Consider the following 18,410-nt stretch of genomic DNA (forward strand, 5'->3'; position numbering starts at 1 on the left):
TGTTGCTGCATTCTCGGACTGCAGGAGATCCTGTGGCACCCTGGGTCCATGACCATCGAGACTTCGATCGCGCCCCCGGTGGAGGACGAGACCGGACAGCCCTACCCGTACCGGCGGGTGGAGCTCGTCGAGCCCGACTGGACCCGTTTCCCCGGATGGCGGGACGTGAGCGCCAGCGAGTGGGCCTCGGTGCAGTGGCAGCGCACGCACTGCGTCAAGAACGTCAAGCAGCTGCGTGAGCTGATGGGCGACCTGCTCGACGACCGGTTCTACGCCGACCTCGAGCGTGACCAGGCCGAGCGCGCCACGATGTCGATGCTGGTGCCGCCGCAGATGCTCAACACGATGGTCCCCGGATTCGAGCCTGCCGGGTCCGGCTCGCTGACCGAGGCGTTCACGGAGGCCTTCTACGGCGACCCGATCCGCCACTACATGCTCCCGGTCTTCAGCGACCGTCGTACCGACTGGCCCTCGCACCCGCACGCCACCCGCGACTCGCTGCACGAGCACGACATGTGGGCGACCGAGGGCCTCACCCATCGCTACCCCACCAAGGTGCTCGCCGAGCTGCTGCCGACCTGCCCGCAGTACTGCGGGCACTGCACCCGGATGGACCTGGTCGGCAACTCCACGCCGGTGATCGAGAAATTGCGGTTTGTGACCAAACCGCAAGACCGGCTGGGCGACATGCTGGCCTACCTGCGGCGTACGCCGTCCGTGCGCGACGTCGTGGTCTCCGGCGGCGACGTGGCCAACATGCCCTGGCCCCGACTCGAGGCGTTCCTGACCTCGGTGCTGGAGATCGAGAACGTCCGCGACATCCGCCTCGCGACCAAGGCGCTGATCGGCCTGCCGCAGCACTGGCTGCAGCCCGACGTGGTCGAGGGCATCGGCCGGGTCGCCGAGCTGGCCCGCGCCCGAGGCGTATCGGTGGCCATGCACACCCACGCCAACCACGCCCAGTCGATCACGCCGATCGTGGCGCAGGCGGCCGGGGCGATGCTCGACGCCGGACTACGCGACGTGCGCAACCAGGGGGTGCTGCTCAACGGCGTGAACGCCGATCCGCACGCGCTGCTCGACCTGTGCTTCAGGCTCCTCGACGGCGCGCGGATCATGCCCTACTACTTCTACATGTGCGACCTGATCCCCTACTCCGAGCACTGGCGGGTCTCGGTCGCCCACGCCCAGCGGCTGCAGCACCACATCATGGGCTACATGCCCGGCTTCGCGACCCCGCGGATCGTCTGCGACGTCCCGTTCGTCGGTAAGCGCTGGGTGCATCAGCTCAGCGGCTACGACACCGAGCGCGGCATCTCGTACTGGACGAAGAACTACCGCACCTCGATCGAGGCAAGCGACCCCGAGGCGCTGACCCGGACCTACGAGTACTACGACCCGATCCACACCCTGCCCGCCGCCGGCCGGGAGTGGTGGGAGCAGCACGGACGGCTCGACGAGTCCAAGCTGCTGGCCGCCGAGGCCGCCGAGGCCTCCCGACGTACGGCGGCGCTGCAGGCGCACTGATTCCTGCTTGCGGTCACGGGGGCGGTGCCCGGGGTGTGCCGTTTGGTCACCAACGGCAGCGGATCGGTCGCCCGCGTTGCGGTTGGTGACCAAACGGCACCGTCGTCGGTCAGCCGCTGACAGGCCGGTTCTCGTAGAACGTCGAGAGCACGATCGTGGTGCGGGTCGAGACGTTCGCCGCGGCCCGGATCCGCGCCAGCAGCTCCTCGAGGTGACGCGGCGTGGCGACCCGCACCTTCAGCACGTACGACTCCTCGCCCGCCACCGACCAGCAGGACTCGATCTCGGGCACGTCGCGGAGCCGTTCGGGTGAGTCATCGGGCTGCGAGGGATCGATCGGTCGGATCGAGATGAACGCCGTCAGCGGCATCCCGACCTCCTCGTGGTTGATCGTGGCGCCGTAGCCGAGGATCAAACCCCGCTGCTCCAGCCGCTTGACCCGCTGGTGCACCGCCGACGTCGACAGGCCGGTGGCCTTGCCGAGATCGGTGAAAGACATCCGGCCGTCGGCGGCCAGGAGGTCGAGGATCTTGCGATCGGTGGCTTCGACGTCGGGAGGGCTCACGGCCGACAGGGTAGCGACACTCGCCCGTCACCACATGGCAGGATCACGGACGTGACCAGCCCGCAGACCGGCCGCCTGATGCTCCTCGACACTGCCTCGATGTACTTCCGGGCCTACTTCGGGGTGCCCCCGATCAGCGCCCCGGACGGCACCCCCGTGAACGCGGTGCGTGGCCTGATGGACTTCATCAGCCGGCTCGTCACCCAGTACGAGCCGAGCCACCTGGTCTGCTGCTGGGACAACGACTGGCGTCCGCAGTGGCGCGTCGACCTGGTGCCGTCGTACAAGGGGCACCGTGTGGTCGAGGAAGTGGCGACAGCGCCCGACGTCGAGGTGATCGAGGACGACCTGCAGGTTCAGGTGCCGATCATCTTGGAGGTCCTCGACGCGTTCGGCATCGCCGTGATCGGCCACGACGGCTACGAGGCCGACGATGTGATCGGCACCCTCGCCACCGACGCGGGCCAACCGGTGGACATCGTCACCGGTGACCGGGACCTGTTCCAGCTCGTCGACGACGACGCCGACGTCCGGGTGCTCTACATCGCCCGCGGGGTGGGCAACCACGAGCGGATCACCAACCAGTGGGTGGTCGACAAGTACGGCATCGACGCCCGCCAGTACGCCGACTTCGCCACCCTGCGAGGCGATGCCTCCGACGGTCTGCCCGGCGTGAAGGGGGTCGGCGAGAAGACCGCGGCCACCCTGCTGCAGCGCTTTGGCGACATGGCCGGCATCATCGCCGCCGTCCACGACCCGGCGTCCGACCTCGGGCCCGGACCGCGCAGCAAGATCAAGGCGGCGGCCGACTACCTGGCGGTGGCGCCGCAGGTCGTCGCGGTCGCCCGCGACCTGCCCCTCGACCGCAGCGACCTGCTGCTCCCCCTGGCTCCGCGAGACCCGGCGAAGGTGCACGAGCTCGCCGTGCGCCGGGGACTGGAGTCGCCCGCCGAGCGGCTGACCGCGGCTCTGACCCGCTGATCACCGGTCCCCTCCTACGGTGGAGGGCATGGACAAGATCGCGATCGTCGGAGGCCATGGCCAGGTGGCCCGCCACCTGCTCGTCGAGTTGCGGCGCACCGAGCACCGCCCGGTGGCGCTGGTGCGCAAGGAGGAGTACCGCGCGGAGCTCGAGCAGCGCGGTGCCGAGGTGCGGCTGCTCGACATCGAGCAGCAGGATGCCGACGCCTTCGCCGCGGCGTTCGAGGGCTGCGCCGCGGTGGTCTTCGCCGCGGGTGGCGGCCCCGACGGAAACATCGACCGCAAGCGCACCGTCGACCTGGAGGGCTCGCTGAAGTCGATCGAGGGCGCCCGGTGGGCCGGCATCCAGCGCTTCGTGCAGATCTCGGCCATCGGCGTCGACGAGCCGCTGCCCGACGACACCGCGGAGGTGTGGCGTGCGTACGTCGAGGCCAAGCGCGACGCCGATGCCGCCCTGCGCGACAGTGGCTTGGCCTGGACGATCATCCGCCCCGGCCGGCTCACCGACGACCCCGCCACCGGGCGCATCACCCTCGGCCCGAAGGTCGACCGCGGCGACGTCACGCGCGCGGACGTCGCCGCCGTCGTCGCCGCTGTACTCGGCCAGGAATCCACGGTCGGCCGGCAGTGGGAGCTGGTCGGGGGCGACACCCCCGTTCCGGAGGCGGTGCGGGCTCAGGTCGAAGCCGGCTGAGCTGGGAGCTTGATGCCGTTGCCGTTTGGTCACCAACGGCATCGGATTCGCGCGCCAGCGCGCGGTTGGTGACCAAACGCAACGCTAAGCCGACTCTTTACGCCTCAGCGAGCCCGGAGTAGGCCACCACTCCGCGCCGGATCCGGCGCACCACCTCACGCGCGCTCTCGCGCACGGGTGAGTCGCCGGCGGCGTTGGCGACCTGTCCGGCGAGGTCGAGCAGCTGCTTCATCCAGCGCACGAAGTCGCCGGCGGCGAGCTCGCTGGCGCCGAGCAGGTCGTCGAGCTCGTCGCCCTCGGCCCAGCGGTAGGCCAGCCAGGCGAAGCCCAGGTCGGGCTGGCGCAGGTAGTCGAGCTTGTGGTCCTTCTCGAGCCGGTCCAGGTCGCCCCAGAGCCGCACCATCGAGCCGATGGTCTCCCGCACCGCGCCGCCGGGGAGCCGGGGCGAGGAGGCGTCGTCGGGCCGTCGGGCCTCGAAGACGAGGACGGACAGCGCCGCCGCCAGCTCGGAGGGGTCCAGGTCGTCCCAGAGCCCATTTCGCAGGCACTCCGCGGCGAGCAGGTCGAGCTCGGAGTAGAGCCGCATCAGGTGCCGCCCGCGCGGGGTGATGTCGTCGCCGGAGAGGTAGCCGAGCGCCGTCAGCACGTCGCAGACCCGGTCGAACTGTCGGGCGACGGTGTTGGTGCGCGTCTCGACACGTCGCTTCAGCGTCTCGGTGTCGCGGTGCAGCTTGAACCAGCGCTCGGCCCAGCGCGAGTGGTCCTCGCGATCCGAGCAGGCGTGGCAGGGGTGGGCCTGGAGCTGGGCTCGCAGCCGGGACACCTCCTCGTCGGCGCCGGAGTGCGCGAGGGTCGAGCGCGAGTCAGCGGTACGACGACCCGGCGGCGGCGGCGCCAGGTCGTGGGTACGGGAGCGGAGCGCGGCAGCGAGGTCGCGGCGCATCTGCGGGTTGCGGCCGTTGAAGCTCTTGGGCACCTTCAGCCGGGACAGCGCCACCACGGGCGTCGGGAAGTCGATCATCGCCAGCCGCCGCGCCTGCCGGTCGGCGGTGACGACGTACGGACGCGGCCCGTCCTCCGACCAGCCGGGATCGATGACGACGGCGTACCCCGCGAACTTGCCGGTCGGGATCTGGATGACGTCGCCGGGCCGCAGCTCCTTCAGCGACGCGATCGCCTCGTCGCGGCGGTCGGCCCTGCGGGACCGGTTGGCGTCCTTCTCGACGTCGGAGATGCGGCGGCGCAGGGCGGCGTACTCCATGAAGTCGCCGAGGTGGCACGTGGCGGCCTCCTGGTAGCCCTCGAGCGCCGTCTCGGCCTTCCGCACCTGGCGGGCCAGCCCCACGACGGCCTTGTCGGCCTGGAACTGCGCGAACGACTGCTCCAGCAGCTGACGCGAGGTGTCGCGACCGAACTGGTGCACCAGGTTGACGGCCATGTTGTACGACGGCCGGAACGACGACCGCAGCGGGTAGGTCCGGGTCGAGGCGAGACCGGCCACCTCCCGGGGGTTCATGCCGGGCTGCCACAGGACGACGCCGTGCCCCTCGGTGTCGAGTCCGCGCCGGCCGGCCCGGCCGGTCAGCTGGGTGTACTCCCCCGGCGTCAGGTCGGCGTGGGTCTCGCCGTTCCACTTCGAGAGCTTCTCGATGACGACCGTGCGCGCCGGCATGTTGATGCCGAGCGCGAGGGTCTCGGTGGCGAACACGACCTTGCACAGCCCGCGCAGGAACATCTCCTCCACGCACTGCTTGAACGCGGGCAGCATCCCGGCGTGGTGGGCCGCGATGCCACGGGTCAGCCCGTCGAGGAAGTCGTGGTAGCCGAGGACGTGCAGGTCCTCCTCCGGCAGGTGCCGGCAGGAGGCCTCGACGTACGCGTAGATCGTGTCGCGCTCCTGTGGCGTGGTGAGCCGGATCCCGGCGTTGAGCGCCTGGGTGACCGCCGCGTCGCAGCCGACCCGGCTGAAGATGAACACGATCGCCGGGAGCAGCCCCTCGCGGTCGAGCCGCTCGATGACGTCCGACCGGCTGGGGATCCACACCCGCCGTCCGTTGCCGACCTGCCGGGGTCCGCCGCCCCGGTTGCGATCGCGCGGTGAGCGGCGGTCCTTGATCTTGCTGGCCGCCCAGTCGTCGCGGGCCACCTTCATCAGCTCGTTGTTGACGGGTGCACCGTCCTTGACGAAGCCGGCGGCGGCGTCGACGTCGGAGTCGGCGAACAGGTCCAGCAACCGCTTGCCGACCATCACGTGCTGGTACAGCGGCACCGGCCGCCGTTCCTCGAGGATCGTGGCGGTCTCGCCGCGAACCGTGGCCAGCCACTCGCCGAACTCCTCGGCGTTGGAGACCGTCGCCGAGAGCGACACCAGCGTGACCGACTCCGGGAGGTGGATGATCACCTCCTCCCACACCGCCCCGCGGGACCGGTCGGCGAGGTAGTGCACCTCGTCCATGATCACGAAGCCGAGGCCCATCAGGGTCCGCGAACCGGCGTACAGCATGTTGCGCAGCACCTCGGTGGTCATCACCACGATCGGTGCCTCGCCGTTGACCGTGATGTCACCGGTCAGCAGCCCGACCTGCTCGGGCCCGTAGCGTGCGACGAGGTCCTGGTACTTCTGGTTGGACAGCGCCTTGATCGGAGTCGTGTAGAACGCCTTGCGTCCCGCCTGCAGCCCCAGGTGGATCGCGAACTCGCCGACGATGGTCTTGCCGGAGCCGGTGGGCGCCGCGACCAGGACGCCGCGGCCCTCCTCGATCTCGCGGCAGGCGCGGAGCTGGAAGTCGTCGAGCGGGAAGTCGTTCAGCGCCTGGAAGTCCTTGAGAACCGGGTGGTCACGGTTCTGGCGGTAGTCGGCGTACCGCTCCGACGGGGACAGCTCGTCGGTACTCATGGACCCAACCTACGCGAGCACGGTGAGCGCTCCCGGGACGCACTCCACGGTGAGGGGCAGGGGGCCGAACCGCTCCCCGTCGGCGTAGGTCACGATGCCCGGCGCCGCGATGGTCACGGTGCGGGCTAGGTGGTGCTCGTACGCCGGGTGCGTGGTGTGCGTGCCCTTGAAGAGCTTGGGGTAGGTCCGGACCAGCCCCGCCTTGCTCATCGGCTTAATGATGACGACGTCGAGGAGTCCGTCGTCGAGCCGGGCGCCCTCGGTGATCCGCAGCCCGCCGCCGAACGACGGACCGTTGCCGACGGCGACCAGCATCGCATCGGTGCGCAGCGGTACGCCGTCCAGCTCGAGCGCGTACGGCAGCGGCTCGAAGGTGCGCAGCTCGGCGATGGTGGCCAGGTTGTAGCGCATCTGTCCGCGCGGCCAGGTCATCCGGTTGGCGCGCTCGTTGACCACCGCGTCGAAGCCCGCGGCCAGCACGGACACGAAGTACGACGAGCCGCTGCGGGCCAGGTCGATGGTGCGGGTCCGGCCGGCGATCACCACGTCCGCCGCGGCGACCGGGTCCTTCAGCGGAAGGTCCAGGGAGCGGGCCACGTCGTTGCCGGTGCCGGCCGGGAGCACCCCGAGCGAGGTGCCGGTGGAGGCAACCGCCTGGGCCCCGATGTGGGCCATGCCGTCGCCCCCGGCGACGACCAGGGCCTCGACGCCGTCGGCAACCGCCTCGCGAGCGAGGTCGAGCGCCTCGTCGGCGTCACGACCCTGCAGGTCACGTACGGCGAGTCCGGCGTCGCGGAAGCGAGGCAGCGCCGCGGCGCGGGCGCGGGCCCCCTTGCCCTTGCCGGCGGTGGGGTTCGTCAGGAGGGCGATCTCGCGGGGCACATCCGGAGGGTAGTGCTCAGGTGGCTCTGCGGGTGCTCAACGCCGCCGCTCGGTGCCGATGCGCAACCGGGCGGTGTAGTGCTCGGGCGAGGCGCCGACCGCCAGCGCCAGCCGGCTGAGCGCGTCGAGCACCAGATCGGCAGTGAACCCCGACCCCGGAACCGCCAGGGTGAGTCGGCCCGCCCGGGTCACGACGTGCACCTGACCGCGCTGCCAGGCCCGGTGGGCGCGCACGCGGGTGTCGTCGTCGGCGACCGGCTCGGGACAGGCGTCGTCGACCGCGAGGAGGTCGCAGGGCAGCTCGCCGCCGTCGGCGACCAGGGTGCCGCGTACGTCGTGGCCGCTGCGGACCCCCGACTCGGCCGACCACGTCACATCGGAGACGCCCAGCCACTCGGGGAGGTCGAAGGGGTCGAGGTCCTCCAGCTCGGGCCGCACGTCAGATCGGGGATGTCTCGTCGTCGTCCCACTGCCCTGTGGCGGCCTCGCCACGGCCACGCGCCCGGTCGACCAACCGGGCGACGATCTCGGCGACGACGAACAGCACCAGCATGGGGATCGCGAGCATCAGCATCGAGAACGGGTCCGTCGACGGCGTCGCGACGGCGGCGAACACGAAGGTGCCGATGATGATCCACGGCCGGTAGCGGCCGATCGTCTTGCCGGACACCACCCCGGCGAGGTTGAGCATGATCACGAAGAGCGGGATCTCCATCGCGATGCCGAAGACGAGCAGCATCCGGACGACGAAGGAGAAGAAGTCGCCGAAGTCGACCAGGTTGGTGACGTCGACGGGGGTGAACCCGATCAGCACCTCGATGCCCTTGGGCAGGACGTAGTAGCCCAGCGCGACGCCGGCGATGAAGAGCGGCCCCGCGATGGCCGCGAAGACCCGCGTCCAGCGCTTCTCCTGCGGGTGCAGTCCGGGCACGATGAAGCCCCAGATCTGCATCAGCCAGTACGGGCTGGAGACCACGATGGCGGCGACCCCGGCGAGCTTGAGCTGGAGCATCAGAGGCTGCGTGACGCCGGTGATGACGATCTCGGACTCGACCTCGTCGCCGAGCTGGGCTCTCGCGTCGAGGTACGGGGCCTCGATCAGGTCGAGGAGCTGCTCGTAGAAGAACAGCGACACCACGAAGGCCGCGACCAGCACCAGCGCCGAGCGCAGCAGCCGGGCGCGCAGCTCACGCAGGTGGTCGGTCAGGGCCATCCGGCCGTCGGCGCCGACCGGGTGGCGCGGCTTGCCGCTGAAGAGCCCGAAGATCCCGGAGAGCGGGGTGGAGGACGCCACTGACCGTCTCAGGTCGTGGTGTCGCCGCGACGCTGCCGCTCGACCTCGGCGTCGAGGTCGAGGTCGACCTGCCGGGCCTCGATCGCGCGCTGCTCGGGCGTCTTCTGGCCCGCGGCGACGTCGTCCTCGTCGTCGTCGAGCAGGCCCTTGGTCTCGGCCTTGAAGATGCGCAGCGCGCGACCACTGCCCCGGGCGAGCTCCGGCAGCTTGGTCGCGCCGAACAGGAGGACCAGGACGGCCAGGATGATCAGCAGCTCGGTCGGACCGAGTCCGGCGACGAAGGGGGTGGTCATGGTGTCCTCACAGACGATTCGGAGTCGTGACCATCGTACGCCGGGTCATGAGTACAGCCGCAGGGCCGCCTGTGCGGCGGCTGTGAACGAATCGGTGAACTCGGCCGGACGAACGATCGACGCGTAGGGGGCCAACCTCAGCAGCAGCCGGTCCAGCCATCGCCGGTCGGCCACCAGCAGGTCGACCTCGGTGCTGCCATCGGGCTGCGGGCGGGCGTCCTCGACCGGGTAGTACTCGACCACCCAGCGCGCCTGAGGCGCCAGCAGCAGCGTCACCCGGGTGGTCTCCTCGGACCGGGCGAAGAGCCCGTCGGCGAGGTCGCGCGGCGCCTCGGGCTCGGTGCGGATCGGCTCGTCGAGCACCTCCGCCCGGTGGATCCGGTCGAGCCGGAACAACCGGGGCGCCTCGGCGCTGTGGCACCACGCGTCGAGGTATGAGAAGCCGTTGGCCGTCACCACGCCCCGCGGATCCACCCGCCGCTCGGACTCCTCGTCGCGCGAGGGCACGTAGTAGGTGAGCAGCACCTGTCGCCGCCGGTCCGCAGCGTCCTGCAGCCGGGTCGCCAGGAGGGCCTGGTCGGTGTCGGCGGCGTCCTGGCCGGGATCGATGCGGGGCACGTCGCTGCCCTCCGCGGCGGCCGCCTCCAGCTTCGCGAGCGCACGGTCGACGATCTCCCGGGTCTCCGTGCCGGCACCGTTGCGCAAGGCCCGCAGCGCCACGATCACGGCGGTGGCCTCGGTCGGCGTCAGCCGCATGGGGCGGGCCAGGTAGTCGGCGTTGGACACCCGGATCACGCCGTCGCCGTCGGGGTCCTGCAGTGCGTCGAGGTCGACGTCGATGAGGTCGTCGGGGTAGCCGCCCGGCAGACCGCACATGAGAAGGACCTTCAGGTCCGAGAGCAACTGCCGGGGGGTGACGCCGAGGTCGCGCGCGGCGTCCTGCAGGGGTACGGCGCCGCGGACGTTGAGGTACGGGACCAGGGTCAGCAGCCGTCCGACCTGGTCCTTGGCGCCCTGGGAGGCGCTCACGACGCCGCCTGCTCGATCGTCGCGCGCAACCGGGCGACGACGCTCTCGCGCAGCTCGGCCGGTCCCTCGACGAAGACGTCCGCCCCGTAGCCGAGGATCTCGTCGGCCAGGCCGAGGTGGTCGCGGGTCACCACGACCCGGTCCCAACCGGTGCGGTCGTCGGGTCCACTGACCCCGGGCTCGACGCTGTCGGCGCCCCGCCGCAGGGTCAGTCCGGCTCCGGTGCGGGCCAGCAGGGTCGCGCGGTCGAGCGTCGGGGCCGGGGCGAGCCGCCGGGCCACCTCGCGTACGTCGGTGCCGGGAGGTACGTCGTACGACCCGGGCTCACCGGCGCGCCGGGCCTCGCCCTGCACCCGGGAGAGCCGGAAGACCCGCTCGTCGGCGCGGTCGGTGTCGTAGCCGACGACGTACCAGCGGCCGGCGTACCGGGCGACGCCCCAAGGCTGCAGATGCCGGGTGGTGCCGGTCTCCTGGCCGGGGCGGGCGTACTCGAACTCCACCGGCACGCGCTCCTGGGTGGCCTGCCAGAACACGTCGAACGACGGCTCGTCGGCACTCAGTCGCGGCTCGACGATGTCGAGGGCGGACGTGTCGACGTCCACCCCGAGCGCCGTCAGTTTGCGCACCGCCTCCGTGGTGGCCTCCGCGAGCTTCGCGTGCTGCCACACCCGGGTGGCCAGGCCGATGACCGCCGCCTCGTCGGCGAGCAGCCCGATCTCCGGGAGCGCGAACTCGTCGGCGCGGATCCGGTAGCCCGGCTCGTCGTCGAAGTAGGCGTCCATGTGGCCGACCTCGATCGGCACGCCGAGGCTGCGCAACTCCTCCTTGTCCCGCTCGAACATCTTCTCGAACGCCTCGTCGGAGGAGCCCGGGTAGAGGATCGAGCGGATCCGGTCCTTCGCCACGAAGTGGCGCTGGACGAGCAGCATGATCAACAGGTTGAGCAGGCGCTCGCTCTTGCGGACCGTCACGGAGCCGTTCTCACTCGGCGGAGATGATGTCGACGACGAAGTAGAGGGTGCTGTTCGCCGGGATGTTCTCCTTCTCCTGCGCGCCGTACCCGAGCTCCGGCGGGATCTGGAGCAGCACCCGGCTGCCGACCTTCACCCCGGAGAGCCCGTAGGTCCAGCCCTTCACGACCTCCTGCAGGGAGAACGGCACCGGCTCCTTCGAGAAGCTCTCGTCGAACGGCTTCTTCGCGCCGTAGACGTGGCCGAGGTAGTTCGCGGTGACCGTCATGTCCTCGGTCACGACCGCGCCCGTGCCGCGCTTGACCACGCTGCGCAGCAGGTCACCGTCGGCGGCCGGCTCCTTCAGGCCCTGGAAGCTGAGGCGCTTGACGACGCCACCCTTCTCGACGACCTTCGGCAGCTGCGACGCCGGGACCCGCTTCGGCTTCACCGGCTTCGGGTCGGCCATCAGGTCAGCGATCAGCAGCACCGTGTCGCCGTCCCCGATGCCGAGCGCCGGCTGGCCGTTCTCGCCGAAGGCCTCCGTGGCCGAGCCGACGACAGCGACCCGGGAGCCCTTCGTCTGGCCCTCGAGTGCCTTGACGAAGATGGGTGCGAGTTCCTCTTCGTCGACGGCGATGGGCTGCGCGCCGCCGCCCTCGTCGCCGTACGTCGTGTAGGCCTCGGTCTTGCTGAAGCCGTTGCCGATCCACAGGTTGGTGGAGACGCTGTCACCCTTCGCTACCGGGTCGCCCTCCCCCTCGACCAGGGTCTTGACCTCGAGCTTGCCTGCCTCCATCTGGCCCTTCCAGGTGACCTCGGGCTGAACGCCCTGGTCGCCGGCGATCTCGACCGCGTCGAAACCCTGCGGTCCTTCGATGTCAGTGGGCCGTGCCCCGTCGTCGCCACCACAAGCGGCGAGACCGAGGAACAGCACGGGGAGCAGGGCGGCCAGCGGCCGGTGCAGGCGAGGGAGCACGAGTCCAACCTTCGGGCGTGAGCGTGACGTTGCGGGCAAACCCTAACGGTCCTGCCTGAGAGAATGCTCAGTGCGTCCCCAGGGTGGGCGCGGAGCTTTTGCTGTTGCCGTTTGGTCACCAACGGCATGCGACCGGGTCTGGGGGTTGCGGTTGGTGACCAAACCACAGGCCCAACCCCAGGCCGGGCGATCTCACATACCGTCGATCAGCCGCTGGACCCGCTCGTCGTACGCCCGAAACGGGTCCTTGCACAGCACGGTGCGCTGCGCCTGGTCGTTCAGTTTGAGGTGCACCCAGTCGACGGTGAAGTCGCGCCGCCGCTCCTGTGCCTTGCGGATGAACTCACCACGCAGGCGCGCACGGGTGGTCTGCGGCGGCACCGACTTCGCCTCGAAGATCTTCAGGTCGGTGGTGACCCGGGCAACCATGCCGCGCTTCTCGAGCAGGTAGTACAGGCCCCGGTTGCGGTGGATGTCGTGATAGGCGAGGTCGAGCTGGGCGATCCGGGCGTGCCCGAGCGGCAGTCCGTGCTTCGCGCGGTAGGCGTCGATCAGCTTCCACTTGATGACCCAGTCGATCTCCGTGTCGACCAGGCCCAGGTCGTCGGACTCCACGGCCTTCAGTCCGCGCTCCCAGAGGTCGAGTGCGGACTCGATGATCGGCGTACTGATCCCGCGCCGGTCGACGAAGTCACGAGCCTTCGAGAGGTACTCCTGCTGGATGTCGAGCGCGCTGGCCTCACGGCCGTTGGCCAGGCGGATCTTGCGGCGTCCCGTGACGTCGTGCGAGATCTCCCGGATCGCCCGGATGGGGTTCTCCATCGTGAGGTCGCGCATCACCACGCCCTCCTCGATCATCCGGAGCACCAGGTCGCAGCTGGCGACCTTCAGCATCGTCGTCGTCTCGCTCATGTTCGAGTCGCCCACGATGACGTGGAGCCTGCGGTACTTCTCGGCGTCCGCGTGCGGCTCGTCGCGGGTGTTGATGATCGGGCGCGACCTGGTCGTGGCACTGGAGACGCCCTCCCAGATGTGCTCCGCGCGCTGACTGACGCTGTACGACGCCCCGCGGGGCGTCTGGGTGATCTTGCCGGCGCCCACGACGATCTGCCGGGTCACGAGGAACGGGATCAGGATGTCGGCCAGCCGGCTGAACTCGCCTGCCCGCCCGACCAGGTAGTTCTCGTGGCAGCCGTACGAGTTGCCGGCCGAGTCGGTGTTGTTCTTGAACAGATAGATCTCGCCGGCGATGCCCTCATCGTGCAGTCGCTGCTCGGCGTCGAGGAGGAGCCCCTCCAGGACCCGCTCCCCCGCCTTGTCATGGGTGACGAGCTCGGTGATGTCATCGCACTCGGGCGTCGCGTACTCCGGGTGGCTGCCCACGTCCAGGTAGAGGCGGGCGCCGTTGCGGAGGAAGACGTTGCTGCTGCGACCCCAGCTGACGACCTTGCGGAAGAGGTAGCGCGCAACCTCGTCCGGGCTCAGCCGCCGCTGGCCCTTGAACGTGCACGTAACGCCGTACTCGTTCTCAATCCCGAAGATCCGACGATCCATGTGTGCACACTACGGCGCTGCCGGTGGGATCGGGGGTAGGAAACCAACTCGCTCTTCACTGGCCGGCCCGCGGGTGCCGTTTGGTCACAATCGGCTCCGACGAGGGCCGGCACCCTGCACCCTCATGACCACTGGACGACTCCCATCGCCCGGCGCCAGCGGTTGAGGACGCGGTCCCGGCCGGGGACGTCGTAGAGGGACTCGCGCACCAACGTCCGCCAGCGCTCCAAGCGTCGGTTGCGGTGCGGCCGACCCAGGTCGCGATCGATCTCGTGCATCACGACGAGCGGGTGGTTCAGGAGGTCGTCGAGCGTGAATCCCTTGCGCCGGTACGACGTGCCGGACCAGCCGCGTTCGCGGCGCAGGTCGGTACGGTGCTGGGACTTGGCACGGTGCATCTCCCCGTCGTACTCGTGGACCCAGTCGGTCCCCGTGATCAGGAAGTCCACTCGACCGATGAAGCGGCCCTCGGCGTCGTGCAGGCTGACCTGGGGCTCGGACGCGACCTCCATCGCGGCGTGGAAGCACCCCAGAACCGTCTCGCCGCCAGACTCTCGTTTCGCGTTCGACAAGCCGAAGGCGGCGGCGAGGACCTTCACACCCGGACGACCGCTCTCCAGGAGAGCCTTCATACGTGCACCGTCCAGATCTCCCCGACTGCGGGCGGAGTCGATCATGATGACCAGATCGAGGACTCCCAGATCGCGCGCGGCGCGCAGCAGGATCTCCTCCGGTGAATCGATCGGAAATCCACCCGCGACGAAGCCGGAGCGCTTCCGGGTGAGCCGGGAGCAGATCAGTCCCTCCCGGCGGGGCCGGGGATCGTCTCGATCGACCGCTGCGAAGACCGGTACCTGCTCGGGCAGCTTGGGGAGCTCCCATCCGAGCAGACGCGCCGCGGTGACGTGGGTGAAGACGGCGGAGTCAGGTAGCACCTCGGTCCATGCCTCCAGGTCGCGAAGGAACTCGTCGGCCTGGTCCAGGTCGGCGACGATCTTGAGGAACAGACCATGACTGACGCGCCGGAACCCCCTGCTGCGCACGTGCCCCCGGATCGGCTCGTCGCCGCTCCGTTCCGGGTCGCGCTCAGCTGAGGCACTCACGCCGCCAGCGTGCAGGCAACCGCTCGGTGGCGAAAGCGCAGTCGAGCAGCCTGTGGAAAGCAGTCGTGGCCGGCATCGGGCGCTCCGCCCGCTTGGCGTGCCGTTTGGTCACCAACGGCATCAGAAGGACGCTCAAAGCAGCGGTTGGTGACCAAACGGCAACGACGACAAACGGCCCGCGCCGCACGCTCAGAGCGGGCGACCAGACCCCGGGCCGGAGTCGGGCGGGGCGATGGGCGGCTCGCCCGTGATCGGGTCCTCCAGCGGCGCGATGTGTCCGCTGGTCTGGTCCGTGGGATCGGCGGGGTGGTCCTCGCGCACGCCGGAGGAGGCGGTGCCGGGGTCGTTGTCACCGCTTTCCGGAGCCGACGCGACCTCCGGGCCACGGCCGCCGAGGAGGGTCTCCAGGCGCGCAGGCATCAGGCGGGCGAACTTGCGCGGCCGGGTGCGGGTCCGGTCGAGGACGGCGACCTCGAGGTCACCGACGGGGATCACCCGGTCCGCGGCGTCGGTGTGGCCGAGTGCTGCGACCGCCAGCCGCAGGGCGCCCTCGAGCGAGGCGCCGGCGGCGTACCGCTCCTTGAGGTACTTCGAGACCGACTCGGCCGCGCCGCCCATCACTGCGTACTGGTGGACGTCGGCGACCTGGCCGTCGTACGTGAGCCGGAAGATCTGGTCGTCCGCGGCCGTGTCGCCGATCTCGCCGACGAAGATCTCCACCTCGTACGGCTTCTCGCCGCCGCTGGAGAAGATCGTGCCGAGGGTCTGGGCGTAGGCGTTCGCGAGGCCGCGGCCGGTGACGTCGCGCCGGTCGTAGGCGTAGCCGCGCATGTCGGCCAGCCGGACGCCCGCGATCCGCAGGTTCTCGAACTCGTTGTAGCGACCGACCGCCGCGAAGGCGATCCGGTCGTAGATCTCGGAGACCTTGTGCAGCGCCTGGGAGGGGTTCTCGGAGGCGAACAGGATGCCGTCGGCGTACTGGACGGCGACGACGGACCGACCGCGGGCGATGCCCTTGCGGGCGAAGTCGGCCCGGTCCTTCATCAGCTGCTCGGGCGAGACGTAGAACGGCATGCTCATTGGCGCTCACCCCCAGGGAGCTCGGCGCGCGGGCCGTTGGGTGCGGACATCCGGCCGGCGATCATCCGGTCGGCGACCTCGGCGACCTCGGCGTCGGGCAGGCGGCGGCCGCCCTCGGCGGTGATCACCTGGATGACCGGGAAGATCCGGCGGGCCACGTCGGGGCCGCCGGTGGCGGAGTCGTCGTCGGCGGCGTCGTACAGCGCCTGTACGACGGCCATCACGCAGTCGGCCTCGGAGAGGTCCTCGCGGTAGAGCTTCTTCAGAGCCCCGCGGGCGAACAGCGAGCCGGAGCCGACCGAGTGGAAGCCGTGCTCCTCGTAGCGCCCACCGGTGACGTCGTAGCTGAAAAGCCGGCCGTGGCCGACCCGCAGGTCGTAGCCGGCGAAGAGGGGTACGACGGCCAGACCCTGCATGGCCATGCCGAGATTGCCGCGGATCAGTGCGGCCAGGCGGTTGGCCTTGCCGTCGAAGGAGAGCGTGGTCCCCTCGATCTTCTCGTAGTGCTCGAGCTCGGTCTGGAACAGCCGGACCATCTCGATCGCGAGACCGGCGGTGCCGGCGATGCCGACCGCGGAGAACTCATCGGCCGGGAAGACCTTCTCGATGTCGCGCTGGGCGATGATGTTGCCCATCGTGGCCCGCCGGTCGCCGGCCAGGATCACGCCGCCCGCGAAGGTCGCGCCGACGATCGTGGTGCCGTGCGGCGCGAGGTCACCGGCGTTGCCCTGCGGCACCGCCCGGCGGCCCGGGAGCAGGTCGGGCGCCTGCTCGGAGACGAAGTCGGCGAAGGACGAGACGCCCGGCCGCAGGTACGCGGCGGGCAGGCGCGGATCCGTCACTGGCCGCCCTTCTGGATGAACGACTTCACGAAGTCCTCGGCATTGGTCTCCAGGACGTCGTCGATCTCGTCCAGCAGGTCGTCGACGTCGTTGTCGAGCGCTTCCTTGCGCTCGGCCACGCCCGACTCGGGGGCCGTCTCGACGGCCTCCTCGGTCTCGGAGTTCTTGCGCGGTTGCTTCTGCTCCTGTGCCATGACTCGACCCTATCCATTCAGCGGGTAAGAGCGGTGAACAACTCCTCGGCCGTCTCACACCGGTCGAGGAGCTCGCCGACGTGCGCCTTGCTGCCGCGTAGCGGATCGATGGTCGGCACCCGCTGCAGCGACTCCCGTCCGGGCAGGTCGAAGATGACCGAGTCCCAGGAGGCGGCGGCGACGTGCTCGGCGTACTTCTCCAGGCAGCGGCCGCGGAAGTACGCCCGGGTGTCGGTCGGCGGGTCATGCATCGACGCCGTCACCGACGCGTCCTCGAGGAGCCGCTCGATCCGACCGCTCGCGACGAGGCGGTTGTAGAGGCCCTTCTCGGGACGGATGTCGGAGTACTGGAGGTCGATCATCTGCAGCTTCGCGTCGTCCCAGTCCAGCCCGTCGCGGTCGCGGTACTGCTGCAGCAGCTTCAGCTTGGCCACCCAGTCCAGCTCGCGGGCCAGGGACATCGGGTCGCGCTCCAACCGGTCCAGGACCGACTCCCACCGGGCGAGCACGTCGACGGTCTGGGCGTCGGCGTCCGCGCCGTACCGGTCCTCGACGTACTTCTTCGCCAGGTCGAGGTACTCCAGCTGCAGCTGTACCGCGGTCAACTTGCGACCGTCGCGGAGGGTGACCAGCTCGCGCAGCGACGGGTCGTGGGAGACCGCGCGGAGCGCCGAGACCGGGCCGTCGATGCTCAGATCGACGGAGATGAAGCGGTCCTCGATCATCGCGAGCACCAGGGCGGTGGTGCCGACCTTGAGGTACGTCGACACCTCCGCGAGGTTGGCGTCGCCGATGATGACGTGCAGGCGGCGGTACTTCTCCGGGTCGGCGTGCGGCTCGTCCCGGGTGTTGATGATCGGGCGCTTCAGGGTCGTCTCGAGCCCGACCTCGACCTCGAAGTAGTCGGCTCGCTGGCTGATCTGGAACCCGTGGCCGCGCCCGTCCTGCCCGATCCCGACCCGTCCCGAGCCGGTGACGACCTGGCGGGAGACGAAGAACGGGGTCAGGTGCTTGACGATCTCGCCGAACGGCGTCGAGCGACGCATCAGGTAGTTCTCGTGGGCGCCGTACGACGCACCCTTGTTGTCGGTGTTGTTCTTGTAGAGCAGGATCGGCGCACCACCGGGCAGCTGAGCGGCCCGGCGCTGGGCGTCGAGCATCACCTGCTCGCCGGCCTTGTCCCAGCGGACGATGTCGAGCGGTGTCGTCACCTCGGGGGTGGAGTACTCCGGGTGGGCGTGGTCGACGTACAGCCGGGCACCGTTGGTGAGGATGATGTTGGCGAGGCCGAGATCCTCGTCGGTCAGTAGGCCCGGGTCCGCCACCTGGCGGGCCATGTCGAAGCCGCGGGCGTCGCGCAGCGGCGACTCCTCCTCGAAGTCCCAGCGGGCCCGCCGGGCCCGCACGGTCGCCGAGGCGTAGGCGTTGACGACCTGCGATGACGCCACCATCGGGTTCGCCAGGGGCTGGCCCTGCACGCTGATGCCGTACTCGACCTCCGTCCCCATGACGCGGCGCACACTCATACCTGGGAGCCTACGGCGTCC

Annotated in this window: 18 protein-coding genes; 3 read left to right on the forward strand and 15 right to left on the reverse strand. The window is 70.1% G+C overall.

Going from position 1 to position 18,410, the window contains the following annotated elements; translation table 11 throughout:
* The first annotated feature begins 48 nt into the window (after positions 1-48).
* Positions 49-1,527, forward strand: a complete 1,479-nt coding sequence (locus MUB56_RS16985; RefSeq protein ID WP_244928198.1) for a lysine 2,3-aminomutase — start codon at positions 49-51, stop codon at positions 1,525-1,527.
* A 109-nt stretch (positions 1,528-1,636) separates the two neighbouring features.
* Here MUB56_RS16985 and MUB56_RS16990 read toward each other — a convergent pair whose 3' ends face one another.
* Positions 1,637-2,092, reverse strand: coding sequence for an Lrp/AsnC family transcriptional regulator (locus tag MUB56_RS16990; protein ID WP_280637297.1), 456 nt, complete (start codon positions 2,090-2,092; stop codon positions 1,637-1,639).
* Between the two features lie 51 nt (positions 2,093-2,143).
* Here MUB56_RS16990 and MUB56_RS16995 point away from each other — a divergent pair, with 51 nt between their 5' ends.
* Together MUB56_RS16995 and MUB56_RS17000 are read left to right on the forward strand one after the other, a co-directional pair.
* A complete protein-coding gene (locus MUB56_RS16995; RefSeq protein ID WP_348536692.1) occupies positions 2,144-3,073 on the forward strand; it encodes a 5'-3' exonuclease in 930 nt (309 codons plus the stop codon).
* Positions 3,074-3,101: 28 nt separating this feature from the next.
* Complete coding sequence (locus MUB56_RS17000) at positions 3,102-3,767, forward strand: SDR family oxidoreductase (RefSeq protein ID WP_244928199.1); 666 nt, start codon at positions 3,102-3,104, stop codon at positions 3,765-3,767.
* A 97-nt stretch (positions 3,768-3,864) separates the two neighbouring features.
* Here the strand turns inward: MUB56_RS17000 and MUB56_RS17005 are convergent, their stop codons facing one another.
* From MUB56_RS17005 to dop, 14 genes are all read right to left on the reverse strand, one after another.
* Positions 3,865-6,663, reverse strand: a complete 2,799-nt coding sequence (locus MUB56_RS17005) for a DEAD/DEAH box helicase (protein ID WP_244928200.1) — start codon at positions 6,661-6,663, stop codon at positions 3,865-3,867.
* Positions 6,664-6,672: 9 nt separating this feature from the next.
* Positions 6,673-7,545, reverse strand: coding sequence for a diacylglycerol kinase (locus MUB56_RS17010; RefSeq protein WP_244928201.1), 873 nt, complete (start codon positions 7,543-7,545; stop codon positions 6,673-6,675).
* 36 nt (positions 7,546-7,581) lie between these two features.
* Positions 7,582-7,983 carry a hypothetical protein gene (locus MUB56_RS17015; protein WP_244928202.1) on the reverse strand — a complete coding sequence of 134 codons (402 nt, stop codon included), beginning with the start codon at positions 7,981-7,983 and terminating at the stop codon, positions 7,582-7,584.
* Position 7,984: 1 nt separating this feature from the next.
* Positions 7,985-8,839: a twin-arginine translocase subunit TatC gene (gene tatC, locus MUB56_RS17020; RefSeq protein WP_244928203.1), complete on the reverse strand. Its 855-nt coding sequence runs from the start codon at positions 8,837-8,839 to the stop codon at positions 7,985-7,987.
* Positions 8,840-8,847: 8 nt separating this feature from the next.
* On the reverse strand, positions 8,848-9,132 hold the full coding sequence (gene tatA, locus MUB56_RS17025) for a twin-arginine translocase TatA/TatE family subunit (protein WP_244928204.1): 285 nt from the start codon (positions 9,130-9,132) through the stop codon (positions 8,848-8,850).
* A 45-nt stretch (positions 9,133-9,177) separates the two neighbouring features.
* Positions 9,178-10,161: a WYL domain-containing protein gene (locus tag MUB56_RS17030; protein ID WP_244928205.1), complete on the reverse strand. Its 984-nt coding sequence runs from the start codon at positions 10,159-10,161 to the stop codon at positions 9,178-9,180.
* Positions 10,158-11,132, reverse strand: coding sequence for a WYL domain-containing protein (locus MUB56_RS17035; protein ID WP_244928206.1), 975 nt, complete (start codon positions 11,130-11,132; stop codon positions 10,158-10,160). The genes MUB56_RS17030 and MUB56_RS17035 overlap by 4 nt, the downstream gene beginning before the upstream one ends.
* Before the next feature lie 10 nt (positions 11,133-11,142).
* Complete coding sequence (locus MUB56_RS17040; protein WP_244928207.1) at positions 11,143-12,090, reverse strand: FKBP-type peptidyl-prolyl cis-trans isomerase; 948 nt, start codon at positions 12,088-12,090, stop codon at positions 11,143-11,145.
* Positions 12,091-12,282: 192 nt separating this feature from the next.
* Positions 12,283-13,644: a Pup--protein ligase gene (gene pafA / locus MUB56_RS17045; RefSeq protein WP_244928208.1), complete on the reverse strand. Its 1,362-nt coding sequence runs from the start codon at positions 13,642-13,644 to the stop codon at positions 12,283-12,285.
* Between the two features lie 122 nt (positions 13,645-13,766).
* Positions 13,767-14,747, reverse strand: a complete 981-nt coding sequence (locus MUB56_RS17050) for a hypothetical protein (protein WP_244928209.1) — start codon at positions 14,745-14,747, stop codon at positions 13,767-13,769.
* Between the two features lie 189 nt (positions 14,748-14,936).
* Positions 14,937-15,827: a proteasome subunit alpha gene (gene prcA, locus MUB56_RS17055; protein ID WP_244928210.1), complete on the reverse strand. Its 891-nt coding sequence runs from the start codon at positions 15,825-15,827 to the stop codon at positions 14,937-14,939.
* Positions 15,824-16,669, reverse strand: coding sequence for a proteasome subunit beta (gene prcB / locus MUB56_RS17060; RefSeq protein ID WP_244928211.1), 846 nt, complete (start codon positions 16,667-16,669; stop codon positions 15,824-15,826). The genes prcA and prcB overlap by 4 nt, the downstream gene beginning before the upstream one ends.
* Entirely contained in the window at positions 16,666-16,863 is a 198-nt protein-coding gene (locus MUB56_RS17065) for a ubiquitin-like protein Pup (protein WP_244928212.1), read from the reverse strand. Before MUB56_RS17065 ends, prcB begins: the two co-directional genes overlap by 4 nt.
* A gap of 17 nt (positions 16,864-16,880) precedes the next feature.
* The gene (gene dop / locus MUB56_RS17070) at positions 16,881-18,389 is read right to left on the reverse strand and encodes a depupylase/deamidase Dop (RefSeq protein WP_280637298.1); all 1,509 of its coding nucleotides are present in this window, start codon (positions 18,387-18,389) and stop codon (positions 16,881-16,883) included.
* Positions 18,390-18,410 lie beyond the last annotated feature (21 nt).

The organism is Nocardioides sp. W7, from assembly GCF_022919075.1.
In the GTDB taxonomy this organism is placed as follows: domain Bacteria; phylum Actinomycetota; class Actinomycetes; order Propionibacteriales; family Nocardioidaceae; genus Nocardioides.

Coding starts and splice junctions, on each gene's coding strand:
- MUB56_RS17005 (WP_244928200.1), bottom strand. CDS start 6,663: ATGAGTACCGACGAGCTGTCCCCGTCGGAGCGGTACGCCGACTACCGC.
- MUB56_RS17000 (WP_244928199.1), top strand. CDS start 3,102: ATGGACAAGATCGCGATCGTCGGAGGCCATGGCCAGGTGGCCCGCCAC.
- MUB56_RS16985 (WP_244928198.1), top strand. CDS start 49: ATGACCATCGAGACTTCGATCGCGCCCCCGGTGGAGGACGAGACCGGA.
- dop (WP_280637298.1), bottom strand. CDS start 18,389: ATGAGTGTGCGCCGCGTCATGGGGACGGAGGTCGAGTACGGCATCAGC.
- pafA (WP_244928208.1), bottom strand. CDS start 13,644: ATGGATCGTCGGATCTTCGGGATTGAGAACGAGTACGGCGTTACGTGC.
- tatA (WP_244928204.1), bottom strand. CDS start 9,132: ATGACCACCCCCTTCGTCGCCGGACTCGGTCCGACCGAGCTGCTGATC.
- prcA (WP_244928210.1), bottom strand. CDS start 15,827: ATGAGCATGCCGTTCTACGTCTCGCCCGAGCAGCTGATGAAGGACCGG.
- MUB56_RS17065 (WP_244928212.1), bottom strand. CDS start 16,863: ATGGCACAGGAGCAGAAGCAACCGCGCAAGAACTCCGAGACCGAGGAG.